A 21651-nucleotide genomic window follows, 5' to 3' on the forward strand; every position below is an offset into this window, starting at 1 on the left:
GACTCAATAAGACACCAACAAGGCCGATCCGTCTTCGCCGAATTGCGGCTCGACGCCGAGAATGGGGGCAGCGCGGCGGATAATGTTCTTGACCATCGGCGCGGCAGTATAGGCCGCGATGTTCTGGCCCTTCTCGCCGTTATGCGGCTCGTCGCAGAAGGTCAGCACCACATAGCGTGGGTTGTCGATCGGGAAGGCCGCCAGGAAGGCGTTGAAATTGAGGTTATGGGCGTATCGGCCATTGACGACCTTGTCGGCCGTCCCCGTCTTGCCGCCGACATTGAAGCCCGCCACATCGGCGTTACGGCCCGAGCCCTTCAGACCGTTCAGCTTGAAGAGATAGCGGATCGCGTCGCTGGTGCTTTTCTTGACGACGACTTCGGCGGTTTCGTCAGCCTGCTCGCGGGTACGCGGCAGGAAGGTCGGCTCGATCAGCTTGCCGCCGTTGACGAGCGCGGCACCGGCAACCGCCGTCTGCATCGGCGTCGTCGAGACACCGTGGCCGAAGGAGATCGTGATCGAGTTGATCTTCTTCCAGACCTTCGGTTGGCTCGGCATCTTCACTTCGGGAAGCTCGGTCTTCATCCGCGTCAGCAGGCCGAAGCGCGTCAGGTAATCCTTCTGCATCTCCATGCCGACGATATCGATCATCTTTGCCGTACCGATATTCGACGAATATTCGAAGATTTCAGGCACGGTCAGCCAGCGGCGCTGGCCGTGGAAGTCGTTGATGGTGAAACCGCCGATGCGGATCGGGCGGCTGGCATCGAAGCTGTCATTGATGCTGACCTTGCCGCTGTCGAGCGCCATGGCTGTCGAGAAGGTCTTGAAGGTCGAACCCATCTCGAACGTGCCGTTCGACATGCGGTTCAGCCAGCCTTCCTTGGCGCCCTCTTCCGGATTGTTCGGATCGAAATCGGGCGCGGAGGCCATGCCGAGTACTTCGCCGGTATGGATGTCGAGAACGACGGCACCGGCACCCTTGGCTTCGTAATTGGTGACGGCGCTGGTGACGACATCGCGAACGATGTTCTGGACACGGATATCGATCGACAGCTTCACCGGCTCAAGCGGCTGGTCGCTGGTCATGCCGACGGAGGCGAGATCGGCAAGCCCCTGGTCGTCGATATATTTCTCCATGCCGGAGACGCCGCGGTTGTCGATGTTGACGTAACCGAGAATGTGAGAAGCGGTCGGGCCACCCGGATAGAAGCGGCGCTTTTCCGGACGGAAGCCGATGCCGGGAATGCCGAGCGCCAGGATCTGGCTCTGCTGCTTCGGCGTCAGCTGACGGCGCAGCCAGGCGAAGTGCGAGGTCTTTACCGACAGTTTCTTGTAGGTGCCCTTGGCGTCGAGATCAGGCAGCACCGTCGCCAGCTTCTCGATCGCTTCGTCAACGTCGACAATCTTGTTCGGCTCGGCAAACAGCGAGACGGTGCGAATGTCGGTGGCCAGCACCTCGCCGTTGCGGTCGAGAATATCGGGACGCGAGGCCATGAGACGATCGGGCGGCAGGATCGAGGAAACGATCTCCTGATCCTTCATCGCGTACTCGACCAGACGGCCACCGATGACGCCGTAAAGCGCTGTGAAGCCGAGGATCAGCAGACCGACCCGGCTTTTCGCCTGCCCGGCCTTCTTCTTGCGCGAGCCCTCGAGCGGAATGCTGCCCGACGGGCCGCCGAAGCGGTTATAGACGCCGGAGGAGAAATGCGCCTGGCTCTTCAACACCATGATGCGGGAGAGAAACGACATGGCCTACTCCACCGATCCGGTTGCGATCTGATCCGTATCGTCCTCAGGCTCTTCGACCCGCGGCACCGGCTTCGGCGTTACCTTTGCGGCAACCTTGGCACCGGCGGCAGGCTTTGCGGCGGACGCCACAGCACCCGTCGCATGCTTCTGGTCCGCCTTGGCCTCCGTCACATCCGGAACCGGAACCTCCGCCTTCAGCATCGGCAATTCGCGGGCATGAACGAGAGCGGTGGAATCGGTCGGCTGCAGCTTGAGTTCGTCATTATAGGTGTTGACGAGGCGCTCCAGCCGGTTCGGCTGCGATTGCAGCGCCCAGTCGGCCTTCAGCAGCTCGATCGTATCCTTCTCGAGCTTGATCTCGGATTCGAGGCGGTGAACCTCCTCGAGCTTCAGCTCGGCGCGATGCTTGATCGTATAGGTCACGGCCGCCGCGGCCGTCATCACACCGATCAAGACGAAGTCGAACGTTCTCAGCACATCAACCCCCAAGTTTTCCGAGACTGGCCAGACTAGGCAGACCGAAGATGGACATGTCCGCCGCTTCGGCCGGAGCCGATGTGCGCTCCCCAGCGCGCAACTTGGCGGAACGTGCCCGTGGATTCACTTCGGCTTCCGCCTGGCTGGCAGCAACCATAGACTTCCCGACAGCGCTGAACGTCGCGGCGCGCTCATGCGCTACCGGCAGGTGACGCGAGCCCGAGGCCTTGCCTGCGCGGTCGGAGAAGAATTTCTTGACGATCCGGTCTTCCAGCGAGTGGAAGGTGACGACGACGAGCCGCCCGCCGGGCTTCAGCGCCCGCTCGGCGGCAAACAGCGCCTGCGCCAGCTCGCCAAGCTCGTCATTGACGAAGATGCGCAGCGCCTGGAACACCTGCGTTGCCGGATGGATCTTGTCCTTCATCTTGCGCGGCGTCACCAGCTCGATGAGACCGGCAAGATCGCGGGTCGTTTCGAACAGCTTTTCGGCGCGGCGCTTTTCGATCGCGTGCGCGATGCGCGGCGCCTGATCTTCTTCGCCGAGGAAATGAAAGATACGGATCAGTTCGGCCACTTTGGCGCGATTGACGACGTCGGCAGCAGAAACCCCGGCAGCCGACATGCGCATATCGAGCGGGCCGTTCTTCGAGAACGAGAAGCCGCGCTCGGCCTCGTCAATCTGCATCGAGGAGACGCCGATATCGAGCACGACACCGTCGAGCCCCGCATCAGGCGCGTGATCGGCAAGATGGGAAAATTGGGAATGAACGAGCTGCAGATGACCGGCATGGTCCGCGACCAGCGCCTGACCGGCAGCGATTGCCGTCGGGTCGCGATCGAGCGCGATTACATCGGCGCCAGCCGCAAGGATTGCAGACGTATAGCCGCCAGCCCCGAACGTGCCGTCGAGAACGATCTTGCCGGATGAGGGCGCCAGCGCATCAAGGACTTCGCGCAGAAGAACCGGAATGTGACGAACCGGTCCGCCACTGGCATCAGAAGAATCTCCGCCAGGATTCGTCACCATTCCGCGCCCTCGCTTGTTCAGGAGCGCTTGCCCGCCAGCGCGCGCTCCCCTCGTGCCTGAAGCTGGGCCGCCTGAAATGCCTGCGGCTGCCACAGCTGAAAATGATCTGCCCGACCAACGAAAGTCACTTCGTCCGAGATCCCCGTGAAATCCCGCATGAAATCCGTGACCATCAAACGCCCCTCGGCGTCGAGCTTCATGAAGACCCCGCCCCCATGAATGAGAAGCGACATCTCGTTCGCAACCGGCGAAAACGGATCCTCCGCAGCAATCTGCCGTTCGAACCTTTCGAGAAGATCCGGACCGCCGACGCTGATCGCCGGAAACACAAAATCCTGGAAGCAATACAGCTCCTGGATATTGCGCTGCGCCAGCACGGAACGAAACGCCGCCGGCACGGAAACCCTGCCCTTGGAATCGATCCTGTTGGTCGCATTTGAGAGGAAGCGGCTCATGACACGAAACATCCGTTCCCGAAAGAGCCCGGACAGAAACAACGCGCCCAAAACTCCCAAAATCAGACACAGCTTCGCTAGCCGGATGAATGGAATTCCATCCGGCGCTTCCGGAGCGGAAGGCGCCTTGGCTTTGCGATTGATGGGCAGATGATTGCCCTTGTGCAGTGCTCTTATGGGATACCATGGGACCATATGGGCGTCAATGGGAAACGCCCCTCTCGCGATGAGCGCAGTATCGAAAATTTATAAGCTGTTAAGTTTAACAAAGGGTTAGGATCGGCATTTTCCGGCACCCGGAAAAGCATCCGTAAGAAAATGGAAATATAGACTGGAGGCCCGATTTCGCGCCGCGAAAATCACGCGATAACAACACCTTCGGCTTTTACGCCGAATGCGCTGAGAGACAGAAAGTGTAATCGCCAGTTGGCCTGTAAGCCGGGTTCTGTATGGCTCCGGTTTGATCCGGAACGTGGCAGCCATTCCTCTGGGACGGCGTTTGCACGCCGCCTCTCGCAACCCACCCGGATGACTGGCCTGGAAACCGGCCGGAAGGCTTGCGCCAACCACGTCATCCCTATTCGGTCTTGCTCCCGGTGGGGTTTACCTTGCCATCGCCGTTGCCGGAGACGCGGTGGGCTCTTACCCCACCCTTTCACCCTTACCTGCGCAAGCGCAGGCGGTTTGCTTTCTGTGGCACTTTCCCTGAGGTCACCCTCGCCGGACGTTATCCGGCACCGTATTTCCGTGGAGCCCGGACTTTCCTCACCTTACCACCTTTCGGCATTGTAAAGCGCGGCTGCCCGGCCAACTGGCAGCGCTCCCTTAGCGGAGCCGTCAGCGAATTGCCACAGCAAATATCGCCGCCAGCTACCGGAAAGACGGTTTGAAATCCGTCCGATAGCCCTGAGGAGCAATCTGGCCGGTCAGCAACAGCTCCGCCCCGAGCCGCCCGATCTCGTCCGAGCTCTTTGCCGAGGTCCCGGCGCAACCGGTCAGGACAGCAATATTGGGCGACGAGGTGAAACCGATCATCGGATGTTTGCTGGATGTCTTCGACACCACGCAGGAGGCCGTGGAGACCGAAAGCGGCTTCAGTTCCGGAATCAGACGTCTGGCAATCAGCATCAGGTGATCGCGCGCCCGCGGCCTGCCGTCGGTGCGAAACCACGCCCGCAGTTCTGCATCGGTCTTCAGCTGGTAATCATCAGGGTCGCCACCGATCTTCAGGTAGAGCTTGCCATCAGGGTAGCGGATCGGAGGCAGCAGGTAGATGTCGATACTAGGCGCATCCAGAATGAGCGACGGCATGCCGGCAAAAGCTGCTGCCTGCTCCTCGCTGACTTCGAACAGCGTCACCGTCCGCCCATAAACCGCCATATCAACAGTTTCAGCCAAGAGATTCTCACTGATGGAGAAACCGCCTGCGGCGAGCAGGACTTTTTCGGCCGTGATGGTCTCGCCTGATGCGGTGATTACGGCGACCGTATCGCCCCGCTCCCGGATCGCCGTGACATAGTCACGGATCACGGTGGCACCACGTTTTTCAGCGATGATCGACTGCGCCTTCACCAGCCGGCGCGGGCTGATATACCCAGCGTCCTTCGGCTGAAAGACACCCTCGCAGCCCTGCGGCAGCGAGAAATACGGAAAGGTTTGCGCCAGTGCTGCAGCGTCCAGCGTCTGGACATCGACTTTGAGCGAATCCGCCGCCGCCCTGGTATCGCCGACATAATCACCACCGGCGGGGGCGACCACGACACAGCCTGCTTCGGTATAGAAATCTACACCGCTCTCTGAAGCAATCTCGGCGTAGCGCGCGATCGAGCGGTTGGCGAGAAGCGCCCAGTCACGGTCCGGATCGACCGTGCGGGTGATGCGGCCCTCGTCGTAATGGCTGGCAAAGATGCCTTGATGCGCTTTGCGATTCTCCGGTTCGTCGGGGCCGATGACAGCCACACCATCCGCCTGCATCGCAAGATGCTTGGCCGCAGCCGCACCCATCATGCCCCGGCCGACGACGATATACTTGAAATCTGCTGCCATCGCTGCCTTCCCTGCCTGCCGGAACACGATCCCGGAAAATTCGGGGATAGGGATAGCCGCCTGCGAGGTGAGCGACAAGGCGGCCGAACCGTTGTCAACCGGGCCGTGCCTCACCTCGCTTCGCGACGTCAGGCACTAAGGCCGGCAAGTTGAATCATTTTCTGAAGTGCAGGCGGAAAGGGATTCCGCATCAACAGGTTACGGGCGCCCTCAGAGAAGCGCCAGAACCTTGCCGCAATAGGCCTTGGAGACCGGATTCATGCGCTTGGCGGCATGACCGGCATTGTATTTCAGGATCGTGCCGCAGGTTTCGCCGCCGCCGAGTTCATGCGCCATGGAGAGATACTTCATACCGTATTTGATGTTGGTCTCGGGATCGAAGAGACCTTTCTTCGTACCGGCATAGCCCATCATCCGTGCGGTTGCCGGCTTGATCTGCATCAGGCCGACCTCGCCGGCGCTGCCGCGGGCGTTCGGATTGAAGTTGCTCTCCACCCGCACCACGGCGGACGCCAGCGCTACGGGGACATCGTACTGCTTTGCGTATTTTGCGATCAGCACCGAATATTTGTTGGTCGCAAAGTCTGGCATGGCGTAGCCGCTGCCACGATCGACGGTCTTGAATTTAACGGTCTCAATCTTATCAGTTTTATTATCTGCTTCGCCCGCAAAGGCACAGTTATACCCTGCCAGCAGCACGCCCACGCATGCCGCAGCACCAACAATCGCATTTCTCATGTAGTCTTGACACTCCGACCCAAAGAATTGCCGGACTGCGCGCCTCGCCGTCTCACGGTAACACGCAGCCAAGGAATGACTGCATGCCGCAGCAATTCTTATCGTTTCAGTTGGCGCCCTTCTGCTACACTATACCCAAGGCGGCGGACGCTGTTCAGCGGCAGGGGTTAGACCATCGCAATGAGGAGATAATAGGGAAATGATGTGGCACTGCACAATTCAAGTGTGAATCGGCAAATTCGCCGGTGAAGGCACCGGCACGCCGCTTAGAAATAGCGGGGCAGCGCGGCAAGCAGGCGATGCAGCGTGTCGATCGTCGAGAAATCGGCTATCCCATCCACCCGCTCAGGGCGGAAATGGCGCTGAAAAGCCTCCAGTTCGCCGGCCATCTTGTCGGAGAATTCACCCGTGATTTCCGTGCCGTAACCATAAAGCGACAGCATCGATTGCAGTGCCTCGATCGGCTGCCCCCGGTCGCCTCGCTGAAAGAACCGCCCGCCGGTGATCGGCGCCGGTTCGACCCAGTGCCCGACCCCTGCTTTATGCAGCTCTCCCCAGGGGAATCTCTCGCCCGGATCGACCTTGCGAACCGGTGCCACATCGGAATGCCCGAGCACCCTTTCGGGCACGATGGACCAACGTTCGCCACAATCCCGACACAGTTCGATCACCGCCGCAATCTGCTCGTTCGGGAATTCGGGCAGCCCGCCGGGATGGCCGGCATTGGCGATCTCGATGCCGATCGACGCCGAATTGACGTCGTCCTGGCCGTGCCAGCTGCTCTTGCCCGCATGCCAGGCGCGACGGGTCTCCGGCACCATCTGCACGACCTCGCCATTCTCGTGCACGAAGTAATGCGACGAGACCTGGCTTTCCTCGCGACAGAGCCAGTCGAGCGCCGAGTCTGGCGTCGACATGCCCGTATAATGGAGAAGAATGATATCCGGCTTGCGTCCATCCGCACGCTCGCCATGGTTCGGCGACGGCTTGACGGTGGCCTTGCGGTAATCGGCCTCGAAGGAGGTCATGCTGCCCGGCGTTCCTTTTCGATCGCCGCATAGGCGTCGTTGAGGGCTGCCATCCGCTCGTTGGCGATGGCATGAAACTCCTCCGGCACACCGCGCGAGACCAGCCGGTCAGGATGATTTTCGCTGACCAGCGCCAGATAACGGCGGCGGATCGTCGGGAAATCATCGGCCGAGGAAACGCCGAGAACCTTATAGGGGTCACGGCCGATCGAGACGTGACGGGCGGCGATCTGCTCGAAGCGCTGCTCGCTCATCTGAAAGATTTCGGCAATGTGGCGAAGGAAGTTCATTTCCTTCTCATGGATGAGCCCGTCAGCCTTGGCGATGTGGAAGAGACCATCGAGCACATCTTCCAGCACCGGGCAGTTGGCCGCGCAGGTGACGCAGAGCGACGACAGCTTCTCGGCATAGGCCTCGTAACCGGCCACGTCCTGGCGCGCCAGATTATAGAGACGGGCGACATTCTTCGCCTGATCCTGCGGAAATTCAAAGATGTCGCGGAAAGCCTGGACTTCCTTCTCGCTGACGATGCCGTCGGCTTTCGCCATCTTGGCGGAAAGCGCGATCACCGCCACAGAGAAAGCCACCTTCCGGCGCGTCTCCGGATCGCCTTCGAAAACCGTCCGCACAGCCTCGACAACCGCGGAGAGCACGTTGCCCGCGGTATTGCCAATGGCGTTCAGCAGTTTTTCCCAGAAGGACATCGAAGTTTCTCGCATCGCAATATCTGACAACACCATGACCAAATAATCGTTGCTAATGCAAGGCAGCGATTAGTCGTAGGGTTGAAAACACTTTTCACAATTCGGTAATTGTGCGCCGATCTGATGCCGCAATTTGCGTCTCGTCTGAGACAGTTTCCACAGATCTCGGCGATACAGTTTCGCCGCCTGAACCGATTATATCGCCGCTTCCACAGACCCTTCGCCTGGAGCGCTGATTTTTCGTCAATTCTTTACTTTACAGGCCTCTTTCCCTGCCGCATGCATGCATTAGCTAAGCGCGTGCAATCGCGCATCGAAGCCGTCTAGGAGGGACTATGGCCAAACAAAAAGTCGCAATGCTGACCGCCGGAGGCCTCGCCCCCTGTCTGTCATCAGCCGTCGGCGGCCTCATCGAACGCTATAGCGATGTCGCTCCCGATATCGAGCTGATCGCCTACAAATCCGGCTATCAGGGCGTACTCCTCGGCGACAGCATCAAGATCACCAAGGACATGCGCGAGAAGGCACCGCTGCTCCACCGCTACGGCGGCTCGCCGATCGGCAACAGCCGCGTCAAGCTCACCAACGCTGCCGATTGCGTCAAGCGCGGCCTGGTCAAGGAAGGCGAAAACCCGCTGCGCGTCGCGGCCGAACGGCTCGCCGCTGACGGCATCACCATCCTTCACACCATCGGCGGCGACGACACCAATACGACGGCAGCCGATCTCGCTGCCTATCTCGCGGCCAACAACTATAACCTGACCGTCGTCGGGCTACCGAAAACCGTCGATAACGACGTCGTGCCGATCCGCCAGTCGCTTGGCGCCTGGACGGCTGCCGAAGTCGGCGCGCATTTCTTCGACAATGTCAGCAACGAGCAGAGTGCCGCCCCGCGCACCCTCGTCATCCACGAGGTCATGGGCCGCCACTGCGGCTGGCTGACGGCCGCGACCGCCGATGCCTATCTGCGCCGCACGAAGCACAATGAATATGTCGACGGCATGCTGATGAATGCCGGCATGAAGAGCATCGACGCCGTCTACCTGCCCGAGATGGCCTTCGACCTGCAGGCCGAAGCCGCCCGTCTCAAGGAAGTGATGGACCGCACCGGCCACGCCACCGTCTTCGTCTCGGAAGGCGCCTGCCTCGATGCCATCGTCGCCGAGCGCGAAGCCGCCGGCGAGACCATCAAGCGTGACGCCTTCGGCCATGTGAAGATCGATACGATCAATGTCGGCGGCTGGTTCCAGAAGCAGTTTGCAAGCCTTTTGAATGCCGAACGCTCGCTCGTTCAGAAGTCCGGCTATTTCGCCCGCTCGGCCCCTGCCAACGGCGACGACCTGCGCCTGATTCAGAGCATGACTGATCTTGCGGTCGAAAGCGCGCTGAACAGGATCTCCGGCGTCACCGGTCACGACGAGGACCAGAACGGCAAGCTGCGCACCATCGAATTCCCCCGCATCAAGGGCGGCAAGGCCTTCGACACCTCGACCAAGTGGTTCGCCGAACTGATGAATAAGATCGGCCAAAAATACCGCGCCGCATGATTGACGCAGGGTTGATATGGTGTCTTTGCTTGTTTCTTGGGGAATAGGAGGAGATTCCATGTCGCTCGAAGCCTGGCTCGCTTTTGCCGCTGCTTCCGCCATTATGCTGGCCATTCCGGGGCCGACGATCCTGCTCGTCGTCTCCTATGCGCTAGGCCATGGCCGCAAGACGGCATTGGCGACCGTATCGGGCGTGGCGCTCGGTGATTTCACCGCGATGACTGCCTCTCTCTTTGGCCTCGGCGCCCTGCTCGCGGCGTCCGCGACTCTCTTTACCGTTTTGAAATGGGTGGGCGGCGCCTATCTGATCTGGCTCGGCATCAAGCTCTGGCGCGCCCCGATCATCCCCGGCCCTGTCGCCGACAACGACAATCTTCCAGAAGAAAAGTCGCTTAAGATCTTTCTTCACGCCTATGTGGTGACCGCTCTCAATCCGAAGAGCATCGTCTTCTTCGTCGCCTTCGTCCCGCAGTTCCTGAACCCCGCTGCTCCCTTCTTCGAGCAGATGCTGATCATGGAACTCACCTTCCTAGTGCTGGCCACGATCAACGCCTCCAGCTATGCCCTGCTTGCCCATGCCGCCCGCGGCCTGATCCGCAAGGCAAGCGTCCAGCGCGCCGTCAACCGGACAGGCGGAACGTTGCTGATTGCCGCCGGCGCGGTCACTGCCGGCTACCGCCGCATCGCGGCCTGAGTGCAATCGCAATTTTCAGCGGGTTGCGACGCCCAGTCGAATAGGTTAATGGGAAAAATCAGTGCTTAGCTTCTCAGTAACTTTTTAAACGCTGCCTGGGCGGCGCGATTCCCGAAAGTGACAGAATGGTAGCGAACGGATTTTCCGGCCTGAAACGCAGTCTGGTCGTTTCGACGATGCTCTGCGGGATCATGACCGGATGCTCGACCGTCGAGTACACCTCTCAGGCTGAGTTGAGCGCGGTGCAGACCGTCGTTCCGACGCCGAAGCCGGGTGAAGACGCGATGATGATGGCCGCCGTTCCGTCTGCCGACGGCTCCGCTCCGCAGACCCCGATGGCATTCGCCTCCGCCAATCCACAGGCAACGCCTGCCCTTTCGGCGCAGGCAGCCGTCCTGCCGATGGCCGTTTCGCCTGCCGATGCAGCGTTCCAGCCCGTGGCCGGCGCCAGCGTTGCGACCGAAATTCCGCTGACGCCAGAGATGACCGCGATGCAGTCGGTGATCCCGACGCCGCGTCCGGCAACCCCGGCCTCGCCGTCGACGCAGCTTGCCTTCGCGGCAACGACGCCGCAGAACGGCGCGCTTGCAGCGCTCGCCGTTCAGGCCAGCGCGCCGCGCTCGATGTCGGACTTCTCCTTCGACGAATCGGCCCCGATGGATCCGCCGACGGCACCGCCGATGTTCAGCGACAACGACGCCGACGATGCGCCGACCGCAGAAAAGGGCTTCGTCAGCAAGCTGATCGCCAAATATGCCAAGCTCTACGAGATGCCGGAATCGCTGCTGCATCGCGTCGTTCACCGCGAAAGCCGCTACAATCCGCGCGCCTATAACAAGCGCGGCTACTTCGGCCTGATGCAGATCAAGTACAACACGGCGAAATCGATGGGTTATGACGGCCAGCCGTCCGGCCTGCTCGATGCCGAGACCAACATCAAGTATGCCGCGAAATATCTGCGCGGCGCCTGGCTCGTTTCCGACAGCAAGGAAGACGATGCCGTTCGACTCTATGCTCGCGGCTATTATTACGATGCCAAGCGCAAGGGCATGGACGACGTTGCCCAGGGCAATTACTGAGCCTCACCCTCTGTGAATCGAATGGTCAGGGCGCCGACAGCGCCCCGACGATCTGCTTGACGAGCACCTGCGGCCTGTAGCCGAGGCGGCTCGGCGTCAGCCCCATGCGGACGACGATGAGACCGGCGGATGGCACGATCGCAACGCTCTGCCCGTCATGCCCTTCGAGCCAAAACGTATCGCCCGGAAGTCCCGCAGCCGCGCTCAGATCGCCGCCGGGGGCCGCAAGCCAGGCCTGCGCCTGCGTATATTTCCCGCCAGACGACTGCGTCGGCGTCCGCATTGTCGCCACGAACCCTTCCGGCAACAGCCGCTGGCCGCTCCAGACGCCATCCTGGATCAGGAATTGCCCGAAGCGCGCCCAGTCGCGCGCCGTCGCGTAGAGATAGGAGCTTCCGGCGAAGGTGCCGCGCGCATCGACCTCCAGCACGGCGCTGGACATGCCGAGCGGCCCGAACAGCGCATCGCGCGGATAATCGAAAGCACTCTGCGGATCACCGAGCCTATCCATCCAGATGCGGGACAGAAGCACCGCCGTGCCGCTCGAATAACGGAAGCGCTGACCGGGCTTGTCTTGCAGCGCCGCATTTACCGGCAGTGTCACCATATCGGGGTCGAGATAGAGCATGCGCGTCACATCGGCGACGGCGCCGTAATCCTCATTGAATGCCAACCCGCTTTCCATGCCGAGCAGATCGGCAAGGGTAATCGCCGCCCGCCCATCGCCATGCCAGGCGGCAAACAGCTTGGCGTCGTCGAAATTGAGCTTGCCCGACAGCATCACCCGGCCGACTAGCGCCGCATTGACGGTCTTGGTCATCGACCAGCCGAGCAGCGGTGTGCGCGCATCAAATCCGTCGCCATAGCGCTCGGCGACGATCCGGCCATTGTGGACGACGACGATCGCTCGCATCTCCGGCCCGGCCAGCGCCTCGTCGGCAAGCAGCGGCGCAAGCTTGCCGTTATTGGCGGCAGCGACACGCTCGCCCTCGGGCCACAGATCGTCGCTCGGCGGCGGCGCAGCGAGATCCTCTTCGGGCGCAGCGTTCATCGCAGCGTTGAAGTCGCCATCGGGAACGCTGGTGCAGCCAAAGGCGCCGCGGTAGAGCGCATGGCCCGGCGCAAACAGGCCGAGGATGCGGGCCGAGACCTTCCCCTCCTCACGGTTGACGGAAACGCGGATCAGCCGCAGCAGCGGGTTTCCTGGCGCCTGAACGTCCTCGGCAAGAACGGCATCCGGATCGCGCCCGGCCATGAATACATTCGAGCAGACGATCTTTGCCGCATAGCCGTCACCGACGCGTAGCAGTTCCGGCGGACGAACATAGAGCCACAGCGCCCCGCCGATGACCGCGACGATCACCAGCGCCAGAAGCGCCTTCAGGATACGCAGAACTACTCGCATGTTTCTTCCTCCACAGGTGGAGAGAAGCAGCAAACGCCACCATAGAAAAGGGCACAAAAGCGAGAGCGCCGTTTCATCCACGCTATTGCCCGCAAAACGCTGCCCACAGCCCGCGTCATCAAACTGTAGCAGCGCCGCGTTAAACGCCCTGAACGCTAAAAACGGTGATGGAATCAGATGACCGAGTTTGCACCGGATGCCGGCTTCCGCAAGAACCGGAAACTCAAGGACGCACTCCTCCGCCATAAGGCATTCTCCAAGGAAGGCCTTTCCGAGCGGCTTTTTGGCTTGCTTTTCTCCGGCCTCGTCTATCCGCAGATCTGGGAAGATCCGGATCTCGACATGCAGGCCATGGAGCTGCAGCCGCACCACCGTATCGTCACCATCGGCTCAGGCGGCTGCAACATGCTGGCCTACCTTTCCAAGGCACCGGCCTCGATCGACGTCGTCGATCTGAACCCGCATCACATCGCCCTGAACCGCCTGAAGCTTGCCGCCTTCAAGCATCTGCCTGGTCATGCCGATCTCGTTCGCTTCCTCGCCATGCCGAACGAAGCATCGAACAGCCGCGCCTTCGACCGTTACCTCTCTCCGGTTCTCGATGATGCGACGCGCAGCTATTGGAACGGCCGCAAGTTCGGCCGCCGCCGCGTCACCGTCTTCGATCGCAACATCTATGAGACGGGCCTGCTTGGACGCTTCATCGGCGCCGCCCATCTGCTAGCCCGCCTGCACGGCGTCGATCTGAAGCAGATCACCAAGACGCAGTCGCTGGAAGAGCAGCGCGCCTTCTTCGACCAACAGGTCGCTCCCCTCTTCGAAAAGCCCGTCGTGCGCTGGATCACCGGCCGCAAGAGCTCGCTGTTCGGCCTCGGCATCCCGCCGCAGCAATATGACGAGCTGGCAAGCCTGGCTGCCGATCACTCGATCGCGCCGGTTCTGCGCCATCGTCTCGAGAAGCTCGCCTGCCACTTCCCGATGCGCGACAACTATTTCGCCTGGCAGGCCTTCGCACGCCGCTACGCCGCCAGCGACGAAGGTCCGCTGCCGACCTATCTGAAGCCGGAGCACCATGAGGTGATCCGCGCCAATGTCGATCGCGTCACGGTTCATCATGCGAACTTCACCGAGCTGCTCGCTCGGGAGCCTGCCGCCTCGCGCGACCGCTATATCCTGCTCGATGCGCAGGATTGGATGACCGACGAGCAGCTGAACGGTCTCTGGGCCGAGATCAGCCGCACCGCCCGCCCCGGCGCCCGCGTCATCTTCCGCACGGCTGCGGAGAAGAGCATCATCGAGGGACGTCTGTCGCCGGCGATCCGCGATCAGTGGGACTACTTCGAAGACAAGTCGCGCGATATGACGGCACTCGATCGCTCGGCGATCTACGGCGGCTTCCACATCTACGGGAAGAAGGCGTGACAGAGATCCGCACACTTCCGGACGATCGCTCCGAGGCACATGCCGGCCTGATGGACGGCATGTACCGTTACCAGCGCCATATCTACGATCTGACGCGCAAATACTATCTGCTTGGCCGCGACAAGACGATCCGCGGCCTCGACGTGCCCAAGGGCGGCACGCTGCTCGAAGTCGGCTGCGGCACAGGCCGCAACCTGGCGCTCGCCCACAAGCGCTTTCCGGATGCCCGGCTCTACGGCCTCGACATCTCGCAGGAGATGCTGATCTCCGCCCGCAAGACCTTCGCGACGAAGGCCACCCTGCCCGACTTCCGCGTCGCCGACGCCACCGCCTTTACCCCGCGCGAATTCGGCGCCGCCGGTTTCGATCGCATCCTCATCTCCTATGCCCTGTCGATGATCCCCGACTGGGAACGCGCCATCGACGCAGCGATCGCCGCGCTCAACCCGGGCGGCCAGCTGCATATCGTCGATTTCGGCCAGCAGGAGGGTCTTCCCGGCTGGTTCAGAGCCCTGCTCCGGGGATGGCTGACAAAATTCCACGTCACCCCGCGCGCCAATCTGCGTGAGGTTCTGGAAGCCCAAGCCCATGAAAACGGTGCAGGATTGGCTTTCGAGACGATCGGCGGCGGCTATGCCTGGCAGGCCGTCATATCCGCCAAGCGCGCATAATTCGCTTGAAACTAACCGATTTTTTACGTTGATATGGTGAAAAGAGGATTATTCCTCGGCTGCATTCGTCTTCGAAGGTCATGCTGTGGGGCAAGTAGATCATTCGTTACATGACGGGATAACCATGCGCAGGCTGTTGTTTTGCGTTTTGCCGCTGGCTCTTATGCTCGCCGGTTGCAGCTCCACGGGCTATGACTATCTCGAAACCGCCTCGATAAAGAAGAGCCGTTTCCAGGACACCGATCCGCAGGATTTCGGCGCAAAGACCCCGCATCAGAACGATATCCACGGCATCGACATCTCCAAGTGGCAGGGCGATATCGACTGGCAGACGGTGAAATCCTCCGGCGTGTCCTTCGCCTTCATCAAGGCGACCGAAGGCAAGGATCGCGTCGATCCGCGCTTCAGCGAATACTGGCAGCGCGCCCGCGCCGTCGGCATTCCGCATGCGCCCTATCACTTCTACTATTTCTGTTCCTCCGCAGACGAACAGGCCGACTGGTTCATCCAGAATGTGCCGAAGGAGGCGATGCGCCTGCCGCCGGTTCTCGATGTCGAATGGAACGGCGAATCCAAGACCTGCCGCCTTCGCCCGGATCCGGCCACCGTGCGCTCAGAGATGAAGCGGTTCATGGACCGGCTGGAAGCTTATTACGGCAAGCGGCCGATCATCTACACCTCCGTCGATTTCCACCGCGAGAATCTGCAGGGCTATTTCCAGGACTACCATTTCTGGGTCCGTTCCACCGCAAAACACCCCGAAGTCACCTATGCCGACCGCCGCTGGGCCTTCTGGCAATACACCTCGACGGGCGTCATTCCGGGCATTCAGGGGCCGACGGACATCAATGTCTTCGCAGGCAACCAGAAGAACTGGAACAATTGGGTCGCTGCGGTTTCCAAGGATAGAAATTCTTAGTAACGTCCACCGAACTTTCTTGCTTCCGTCACATTCATCTGTGAAAGCGGCGGACATATTTCGGATATAAGGACGAACCCATGCACCGCTCGCTCGCAAGCCGCTCTGCACTTGCTCTTCTGTTTGCCGTCACCTCAGCAACCACGGTATTTGCGCAGCAGGCGGCAGCCCCTGCCCCGGCGGCTCCCGCCACTCCGCAGGCGCCGGCTGTTGCCTGCGACGGTGACCTCTCGCAGTTCCTGGCAGGCGTGAAGGCCGATGCGATTGCAGCCGGCGCCACCGCCGAGGCCGCCGACCAGGCGCTTGCAGGCGCCGAGATCGACCCCAAGGTTCTGAGCCGCGACCGCGCACAGGGCGTCTTCAAGCAGACCTTCCTCGAATTCTCGCAGCGCACCGTCAGCCAGGCGCGCCTCGACATCGGCCGCCAGAAGATGAAGCAATATGCCGACGTCTTCGCCAAAGCCGAGCAGGATTACGGCGTACCGGCAGGCGTCATCACCGCCTTCTGGGCGATGGAAACCGACTTCGGTGCCGTACAGGGCGATTTCAACACCCGCAACGCGCTGGTGACGCTCGCCCATGATTGCCGCCGCCCCGAGCTCTTCCGTCCGCAGCTGATCGCACTGATCGAGATGGTCCAGCACGGCGACCTCGACCCGGCCACCAACACCGGCGCATGGGCCGGCGAAATCGGCCAGGTGCAGATGCTGCCACGCGACATCATCGCCTACGGCATGGACGGCGATGGCGACGGCCACGTCCGCCTGAAGCAGAGCGGCCCGGACGCCATCCTGACCGCCGCCAAGTTCATCCAGCATCTCGGCTTCGAGCGCGGCCAGCCCTGGCTGCAAGAAGTCACCCTTCCCGATAACCTTCCATGGGAAAAGTCGGGCCTCGGCGGCACGATGAAGGCGGGCGACTGGTTCGCCCTCGGCGTCAAGCCGCGTGATGGCAACACGAATTTCGGCGAGCTCGAAGGCGATCTCGTTTTACCGCAGGGCCGCCTCGGACCGGCATTCATCGCCTATCCGAACTTCAAGATCTATCTCGAGTGGAACAAGTCCTTCATCTACACGACGTCGGCCGCCTATTTCGGTACCCGCCTCTCCGGCGCTCAGCCCTATCAGAAGGGCACGCCGGAACAGGGCCTTGCCAACGACGAGATGAAGCAGCTGCAGACCAAGCTGCAGTCGCTCGGCCACGATGTCGGCGAGATCGACGGCATCCTCGGATCAGGCACCCGCGTTGCCATCCAGAAGGAACAGCAGCGCCTCGGCATGCCGGCCGACGGCTGGGCAACCCCGGGGCTTCTCGGCGCGCTCTGAGTCGCCATAACCGGCCATTCACAAGCAATCCCATCGCGTCCGTCCGTCCGTCAGGCCGGGCGCGATTTTCGTTTTAGCTCAGGATTTCAGCAGCTTCCGGCGAAGCCTTGATATCGGCGCAGGCCTTAACGCCCACTCGCCGACTTTAACGCGCCGTTAAAATGTGTGAATAAAATTTCACCGCGCTTTTTCGAATGATTTCAATGCCGTGGTTACATTGCGCAGCAGTTATCCACCGGCTGTTGCTGCAATGCAACATTGATTTCGCTTTTCAGCCGACACATTTCAGACATAGTATCGGCTCGTTAACGCAAGGAGGCAGACATGGGTATCACACGATCCTTGAATGTCCTGTTGGTCAGTGCAGCGTTCGCGTTCGTCTTGTCTATGCTCTTCATCTGAGCAGCAAACGGACCCTATGACTGGAATACCGGACTCCTGAGTAACTAACAGTTCAGCCAATTAGAAAAGCGCATGTCCCGCCTGACATGCGCTTTTTTATTGCGTTCGAAGAGCTGCCTGATCAGGCAGCAGCACCCGCTGCCGTAGGCTTCGTCTCGCCGCGGCGCAGGCCGAGATTGGTGAGCACGGCCGAGACCAGCGGCGAACGGTTCATCGTATAGAGATGGAATTCGTGGAGCCCGCGGGCCACCAGATCCTCGATCTGTTCGGCCGCAACATCCGCCGCCACCTTGGCGCGCTCTTCCGGCTTGTCGTCGAGACCAGCGAAGCGCTTGTCGAGGAAAGCGGGGATGACGGTACCGCAGGCGCCGGCAAAGCGCTTCAGCTGCGTCAGATTGAGGATCGGCATGATGCCGGGCACAATCGGCATCGTGACGCCCGCCGCCCGCACCTTCTCGAGGTACCGCTCGAAATTGTCGTTGTCGAAGAAGAACTGCGTCAGCGCACGGTTGGCGCCGTTATCGGCCTTGCGCTTCAACATGTCGATATCGGCGGTGACATCCTTGCTCTCCGGATGCTTCTCCGGATAGGCCGACACGGAAATCTCGAAATCGCCGATTTCGCGTAGCCCGGCCACCAACTCAGAGGCATTGGCATAGCCGCCCGGATGCGGCTGGTAGGGCGCGCCGGCACCGCCGGGCGCGTCACCGCGCAGCGCCACGAAATGCTTCACGCCCGCCTTGCGGAAATTGTCGATCACCTGATGCGTCTCTTCCTTCGTCGCGCCGACGCAGGTGAGATGCGAGGCGGTGGCAAGCGGCGTCTCGTTCAGAAACCGCGTGACGGCCGTCAGCGTCGGCGCTTTGGTCGTGCCGCCGGCGCCATAGGTGACGGAGACGAAATCCGGATTCCAGTCCTGCAGCTCGCTGACGGCTTTCCAAAGCTGACCTTCCATCTCTTCCGACTTGGGTGGGAAGAATTCGAAGGAAATGCCGATATCGCGGCGGCCACTAGTGTTCAAAGTCATAAATCAAACCTCCGCTGCCAATATTGTTCCGGCGCCTTCGGATGCCATCAGGCGCCGCGGGTCGCGGGCGAGCCAGATCGTGACCGTGAGGCCCTGCTCGCCGGCCTGACCCGGATGAAGATCGACGGCCTGCTCGACATCGAGCCCCGCCTTGCGCAGCCAGTCGGACATCGACTGGTGCGAGAAACCGAGACGGACATGGGCATGCTCGTCCCTGAGATATTCGAGCCCATGCGGGGCCAGATCGATGACCAGCAGCCGCCCGCCGGGCGCCAGCATGCGCGCCGCCTCATTGATGGCGATCTCGGGTTGGTCGAAGAAATGCAGCACCTGATGGATGGTCACCAGGTCGAAGTCCTGCCCGTCGAACGGCAGGTTCAGAATATCGGCATGGCGCACCGACGCCTTGTTGATCCCTGACTTGTCGAGATTGGAGCGCGCCACGCTCAGCATGTCGCGGCTGGCATCGACGCCGATCGCCCGGCGGTAGAGCCCTGACAACAGCTGCAGGATACGGCCGGTCCCGGTGCCGAGATCGAGAAGCGAATAGACCGGCTGGCTGCCGAGAAGCTTGATGACGGCCGCATCGACCTCTTCGTCGGCGGCATGCAGGCGGCGCAACTCGTCCCACTCGGCCGCATTGCGGCTGAAATAGGCCTGTGCCCGCTCGGCGCGCTGGCGCTTGACCGAAGACAGGCGCTCGCCGTCGCGCTGGACGACCGGATCGTTTTCAGAGGAATGCTGCAGGAGCACGCGCACCAGCGATGCCGCCTTGCCCTCCTGCTTCAGCCGGAAATAGGCCCAGGCGCCTTCCTGGTAACGATCGATGAGATCGGCCTCGCCGAGCAGCTTCAGGTGACGGGAAATGCGGGGTTGGGACTGGCCGAGAATTTCGGTAAGATCGGTAACGGTCAGATCGCCGGCCGCCAGGAGCGCCAGCAACCGCAGACGGGTCGGCTCGCCGGCCGCCTTCAAGACGTCCACGATCGCATCCAATCCAAGCTTTACCGGTTCAGCCATATTCTGCCCAATCAAGATATAAAGATATCTTTATGTGATTTGCGTAGCGGTAGCAAGCTTCAATTCAGATAATCGCGAAATTCATTGGCCAGATCACGACGCCGCAGACATGCAAAAGCCCCGGCCATGACCGGGGCTTTCCAAAGGCATAAAGGCAGATATCAGCGAGTCAGGCGCTTGTAGGCTTGGCTGCCCGGATTGAGCGCGTCGGGGCCGAGGCGGCGGACCTTGTCCTGCTCGTAGTCCTCGAAGTTGCCTTCGAACCATTCGACATGGCCGTCACCTTCGAAGGCGAGGATATGCGTCGCCAGGCGGTCGAGGAACATGCGATCGTGGCTGATGATGATGGCGCAGCCGGCGAAGTTCTCGAGCGCCGTTTCCAGCGCGCCCAGCGTTTCCGTATCGAGGTCGTTGGTCGGTTCGTCGAGCAGCAGCACATTGCCGCCGGCCTTCAGCATCTTGGCGAGGTGAACGCGGTTGCGCTGACCACCCGAGAGATTGCCGACCTTCTGCTGCTGATCGCCGCCCTTGAAGTTGAAGGCGCCGCAATAGGCTCTGGAGTTCATGTCGAACTTGCCGAGCTTGATGACTTCGGCGCCGCCCGAGATTTCTTCCCAGACCGTCTTGTTGCCATCCAGCGCATCGCGGCTCTGGTCGACATAGCCGAGATGCACGGTGTCACCGATACGCACCGAACCGGCATCCGGCTTTTCCTGGCCGGTGATCATCTTGAACAGCGTCGTCTTGCCGGCGCCGTTCGGACCGATGATACCGACGATGCCGCCCGGCGGCAGCTTGATCGACAGGTCGTTGATCAGCGTGCGGCCTTCGAAGCCCTTGGTGATGCCTTCCATCTCGATGACGACATTGCCGAGACGCTCGGAGACCGGGATGATGATCTGCGCGTCGCCGGGACGGATGCCTTCGGCGGCATCGACCAGCTGTTCGTAGGCCTTGATACGGGCCTTCGACTTCGCCTGACGAGCCTTCGGGCTGGAGGCGATCCATTCCTGTTCGCGCGAAAGCGCCTTCTGGCGGCCGGCTTCTTCGCGGTTTTCCTGCAGCATGCGCTTGGCCTTGGCCGTCAGGTAGGCAGAGTAGTTGCCTTCGTACGGAATGCCGCGGCCGCGGTCGAGCTCAAGGATCCAGCCCGTGACGTTGTCGAGGAAGTAGCGGTCGTGGGTGATCATCATCACGGCGCCCGGATAATCGCGCAGGTGCTTTTCGAGCCAGGCGATGGTTTCGGCGTCGAGGTGGTTGGTCGGTTCGTCGAGCAGCAGCAGGTCCGGCTGCGACAGGAGCAGGCGGCAGAGTGCGATACGGCGGCGTTCACCGCCCGAGAGAATGGTGACGTCGGAATCCTTCGGCGGGCAGCGCAGCGCTTCCATCGCCATTTCGACCTGCTGTTCCAGATCCCAGAGGTTCTGGCTGTCGATGATATCCTGCAGCTTGGCGCCCTCGTCCGCCGTCTCGTCGGAATAGTTCATCATCAGCTCGTTGTAGCGGTCGATGATCGCCGTCTTGTCGGCAACACCCATCATGACGTTCTCGAAGGCGGTCTTTGTCGGATCGAGATGCGGCTCCTGCTCAAGGTAGCCAACGGTCGCGCCGTCGGCGAGCCAGGCTTCGCCGGTGTATTCCTTGTCCTGACCGGCGATGATGCGCAGCACCGTCGACTTACCGGCGCCGTTCGGGCCGAGAATACCGATCTTGGCATCCGGATAGAACGACAGGTTGACGTTCTCGAGAATTTTCTTGGCGCCGTAAGACTTGTTGAGTCCCGACATGTGATAAATGAACTGACGTGCCATCTTTAAACTGCTCCGCGCGCAAACGTGTAAATCCGTGGCCGCTATGTAGGCGAAACCCGGCTCCCGGGCAACGCCGAAACCGGCCTCTCTTGCGCTTTG

19 protein-coding genes and 1 other RNA gene are annotated in these 21651 nt (G+C 61.2%); 7 read left to right on the forward strand and 13 right to left on the reverse strand.

Annotated features, from left to right (window positions below):
* Positions 1 to 3 precede the first annotated feature (3 nt).
* The 9 genes from AC1DNK_RS06845 to AC1DNK_RS06885 all read right to left on the reverse strand — a co-directional run bounded on the left by AC1DNK_RS06845 (position 4) and on the right by AC1DNK_RS06885 (position 8230).
* On the reverse strand, positions 4 to 1755 hold the full coding sequence (locus AC1DNK_RS06845; RefSeq protein ID WP_112386980.1) for a peptidoglycan D,D-transpeptidase FtsI family protein: 1752 nt from the start codon (positions 1753 to 1755) through the stop codon (positions 4 to 6).
* Positions 1756 to 1758: 3 nt separating this feature from the next.
* Positions 1759 to 2232: a cell division protein FtsL gene (gene ftsL, locus AC1DNK_RS06850; protein ID WP_112443980.1), complete on the reverse strand. Its 474-nt coding sequence runs from the start codon at positions 2230 to 2232 to the stop codon at positions 1759 to 1761.
* A 1-nt stretch (position 2233) separates the two neighbouring features.
* The gene (gene rsmH, locus AC1DNK_RS06855) at positions 2234 to 3259 is read right to left on the reverse strand and encodes a 16S rRNA (cytosine(1402)-N(4))-methyltransferase RsmH (RefSeq protein ID WP_477940149.1); all 1026 of its coding nucleotides are present in this window, start codon (positions 3257 to 3259) and stop codon (positions 2234 to 2236) included.
* A 17-nt stretch (positions 3260 to 3276) separates the two neighbouring features.
* The gene (mraZ, locus tag AC1DNK_RS06860; RefSeq protein WP_112538005.1) at positions 3277 to 3714 is read right to left on the reverse strand and encodes a division/cell wall cluster transcriptional repressor MraZ; all 438 of its coding nucleotides are present in this window, start codon (positions 3712 to 3714) and stop codon (positions 3277 to 3279) included.
* 418 nt (positions 3715 to 4132) lie between these two features.
* Positions 4133 to 4529, reverse strand: an RNA gene (gene rnpB / locus AC1DNK_RS06865) — RNase P RNA component class A.
* Positions 4530 to 4584: 55 nt separating this feature from the next.
* Entirely contained in the window at positions 4585 to 5760 is a 1176-nt protein-coding gene (locus AC1DNK_RS06870) for an NAD(P)/FAD-dependent oxidoreductase (protein WP_477940150.1), read from the reverse strand.
* A gap of 210 nt (positions 5761 to 5970) precedes the next feature.
* Entirely contained in the window at positions 5971 to 6498 is a 528-nt protein-coding gene (locus AC1DNK_RS06875; protein ID WP_477940151.1) for a lytic transglycosylase domain-containing protein, read from the reverse strand.
* Between the two features lie 266 nt (positions 6499 to 6764).
* Positions 6765 to 7526, reverse strand: a complete 762-nt coding sequence (locus AC1DNK_RS06880; RefSeq protein ID WP_477940153.1) for an N-acetylmuramoyl-L-alanine amidase — start codon at positions 7524 to 7526, stop codon at positions 6765 to 6767.
* The gene (locus tag AC1DNK_RS06885; protein ID WP_112386973.1) at positions 7523 to 8230 is read right to left on the reverse strand and encodes a J domain-containing protein; all 708 of its coding nucleotides are present in this window, start codon (positions 8228 to 8230) and stop codon (positions 7523 to 7525) included. The genes AC1DNK_RS06880 and AC1DNK_RS06885 overlap by 4 nt, the downstream gene beginning before the upstream one ends.
* A gap of 335 nt (positions 8231 to 8565) precedes the next feature.
* Here AC1DNK_RS06885 and AC1DNK_RS06890 point away from each other — a divergent pair, with 335 nt between their 5' ends.
* From AC1DNK_RS06890 to AC1DNK_RS06900, 3 genes are all read left to right on the forward strand, one after another.
* The gene (locus AC1DNK_RS06890; protein WP_477940155.1) at positions 8566 to 9777 is read left to right on the forward strand and encodes a pyrophosphate--fructose-6-phosphate 1-phosphotransferase; all 1212 of its coding nucleotides are present in this window, start codon (positions 8566 to 8568) and stop codon (positions 9775 to 9777) included.
* Between the two features lie 58 nt (positions 9778 to 9835).
* A complete protein-coding gene (locus AC1DNK_RS06895) occupies positions 9836 to 10471 on the forward strand; it encodes a LysE family translocator (protein WP_112386971.1) in 636 nt (211 codons plus the stop codon).
* Positions 10472 to 10596: 125 nt separating this feature from the next.
* On the forward strand, positions 10597 to 11550 hold the full coding sequence (locus tag AC1DNK_RS06900) for a transglycosylase SLT domain-containing protein (protein ID WP_477940156.1): 954 nt from the start codon (positions 10597 to 10599) through the stop codon (positions 11548 to 11550).
* Between the two features lie 25 nt (positions 11551 to 11575).
* On the opposite strand, the gene AC1DNK_RS06905 is transcribed toward AC1DNK_RS06900, so the two are convergent.
* Positions 11576 to 12955, reverse strand: coding sequence for a serine hydrolase domain-containing protein (locus tag AC1DNK_RS06905; RefSeq protein WP_477940157.1), 1380 nt, complete (start codon positions 12953 to 12955; stop codon positions 11576 to 11578).
* Positions 12956 to 13132: 177 nt separating this feature from the next.
* Between AC1DNK_RS06905 and AC1DNK_RS06910 the strand changes: the two genes are divergently transcribed.
* From AC1DNK_RS06910 to AC1DNK_RS06925, 4 genes are all read left to right on the forward strand, one after another.
* Positions 13133 to 14377, forward strand: coding sequence for a BtaA family protein (locus AC1DNK_RS06910; protein ID WP_477940158.1), 1245 nt, complete (start codon positions 13133 to 13135; stop codon positions 14375 to 14377).
* A gap of 50 nt (positions 14378 to 14427) precedes the next feature.
* On the forward strand, positions 14428 to 15048 hold the full coding sequence (locus tag AC1DNK_RS06915) for a class I SAM-dependent methyltransferase (protein WP_477940898.1): 621 nt from the start codon (positions 14428 to 14430) through the stop codon (positions 15046 to 15048).
* Between the two features lie 124 nt (positions 15049 to 15172).
* Positions 15173 to 15967 (forward strand): glycoside hydrolase family 25 protein, encoded by a 795-nt coding sequence (locus tag AC1DNK_RS06920; protein WP_112386966.1) that lies wholly within the window; start codon positions 15173 to 15175, stop codon positions 15965 to 15967.
* A gap of 80 nt (positions 15968 to 16047) precedes the next feature.
* On the forward strand, positions 16048 to 17292 hold the full coding sequence (locus AC1DNK_RS06925; protein ID WP_477940160.1) for a lytic murein transglycosylase: 1245 nt from the start codon (positions 16048 to 16050) through the stop codon (positions 17290 to 17292).
* A 523-nt stretch (positions 17293 to 17815) separates the two neighbouring features.
* On the opposite strand, the gene metF is transcribed toward AC1DNK_RS06925, so the two are convergent.
* From metF to ettA, 3 genes are all read right to left on the reverse strand, one after another.
* Complete coding sequence (gene metF, locus AC1DNK_RS06930; RefSeq protein WP_477940162.1) at positions 17816 to 18721, reverse strand: methylenetetrahydrofolate reductase [NAD(P)H]; 906 nt, start codon at positions 18719 to 18721, stop codon at positions 17816 to 17818.
* Positions 18722 to 18724: 3 nt separating this feature from the next.
* Complete coding sequence (locus tag AC1DNK_RS06935; RefSeq protein ID WP_477940164.1) at positions 18725 to 19741, reverse strand: ArsR/SmtB family transcription factor; 1017 nt, start codon at positions 19739 to 19741, stop codon at positions 18725 to 18727.
* Between the two features lie 161 nt (positions 19742 to 19902).
* On the reverse strand, positions 19903 to 21552 hold the full coding sequence (gene ettA / locus AC1DNK_RS06940) for an energy-dependent translational throttle protein EttA (protein WP_112386962.1): 1650 nt from the start codon (positions 21550 to 21552) through the stop codon (positions 19903 to 19905).
* Positions 21553 to 21651 lie beyond the last annotated feature (99 nt).

This window comes from Rhizobium sp. 01N424 (genome assembly GCF_056399485.1).

Coding starts and splice junctions, on each gene's coding strand:
- mraZ (WP_112538005.1), bottom strand. CDS start 3,714: ATGAGCCGCTTCCTCTCAAATGCGACCAACAGGATCGATTCCAAGGGC.
- AC1DNK_RS06900 (WP_477940156.1), top strand. CDS start 10,597: ATGGTAGCGAACGGATTTTCCGGCCTGAAACGCAGTCTGGTCGTTTCG.
- AC1DNK_RS06875 (WP_477940151.1), bottom strand. CDS start 6,498: ATGAGAAATGCGATTGTTGGTGCTGCGGCATGCGTGGGCGTGCTGCTG.
- AC1DNK_RS06935 (WP_477940164.1), bottom strand. CDS start 19,741: ATGGCTGAACCGGTAAAGCTTGGATTGGATGCGATCGTGGACGTCTTG.
- AC1DNK_RS06845 (WP_112386980.1), bottom strand. CDS start 1,755: ATGTCGTTTCTCTCCCGCATCATGGTGTTGAAGAGCCAGGCGCATTTC.
- AC1DNK_RS06905 (WP_477940157.1), bottom strand. CDS start 12,955: ATGCGAGTAGTTCTGCGTATCCTGAAGGCGCTTCTGGCGCTGGTGATC.
- AC1DNK_RS06925 (WP_477940160.1), top strand. CDS start 16,048: ATGCACCGCTCGCTCGCAAGCCGCTCTGCACTTGCTCTTCTGTTTGCC.
- AC1DNK_RS06880 (WP_477940153.1), bottom strand. CDS start 7,526: ATGACCTCCTTCGAGGCCGATTACCGCAAGGCCACCGTCAAGCCGTCG.
- ettA (WP_112386962.1), bottom strand. CDS start 21,552: ATGGCACGTCAGTTCATTTATCACATGTCGGGACTCAACAAGTCTTAC.
- AC1DNK_RS06895 (WP_112386971.1), top strand. CDS start 9,836: ATGTCGCTCGAAGCCTGGCTCGCTTTTGCCGCTGCTTCCGCCATTATG.
- AC1DNK_RS06915 (WP_477940898.1), top strand. CDS start 14,428: ATGGACGGCATGTACCGTTACCAGCGCCATATCTACGATCTGACGCGC.
- AC1DNK_RS06890 (WP_477940155.1), top strand. CDS start 8,566: ATGGCCAAACAAAAAGTCGCAATGCTGACCGCCGGAGGCCTCGCCCCC.
- AC1DNK_RS06870 (WP_477940150.1), bottom strand. CDS start 5,760: ATGGCAGCAGATTTCAAGTATATCGTCGTCGGCCGGGGCATGATGGGT.
- AC1DNK_RS06885 (WP_112386973.1), bottom strand. CDS start 8,230: ATGTCCTTCTGGGAAAAACTGCTGAACGCCATTGGCAATACCGCGGGC.
- metF (WP_477940162.1), bottom strand. CDS start 18,721: ATGACTTTGAACACTAGTGGCCGCCGCGATATCGGCATTTCCTTCGAA.
- rsmH (WP_477940149.1), bottom strand. CDS start 3,259: ATGGTGACGAATCCTGGCGGAGATTCTTCTGATGCCAGTGGCGGACCG.
- AC1DNK_RS06920 (WP_112386966.1), top strand. CDS start 15,173: ATGCGCAGGCTGTTGTTTTGCGTTTTGCCGCTGGCTCTTATGCTCGCC.
- AC1DNK_RS06910 (WP_477940158.1), top strand. CDS start 13,133: ATGACCGAGTTTGCACCGGATGCCGGCTTCCGCAAGAACCGGAAACTC.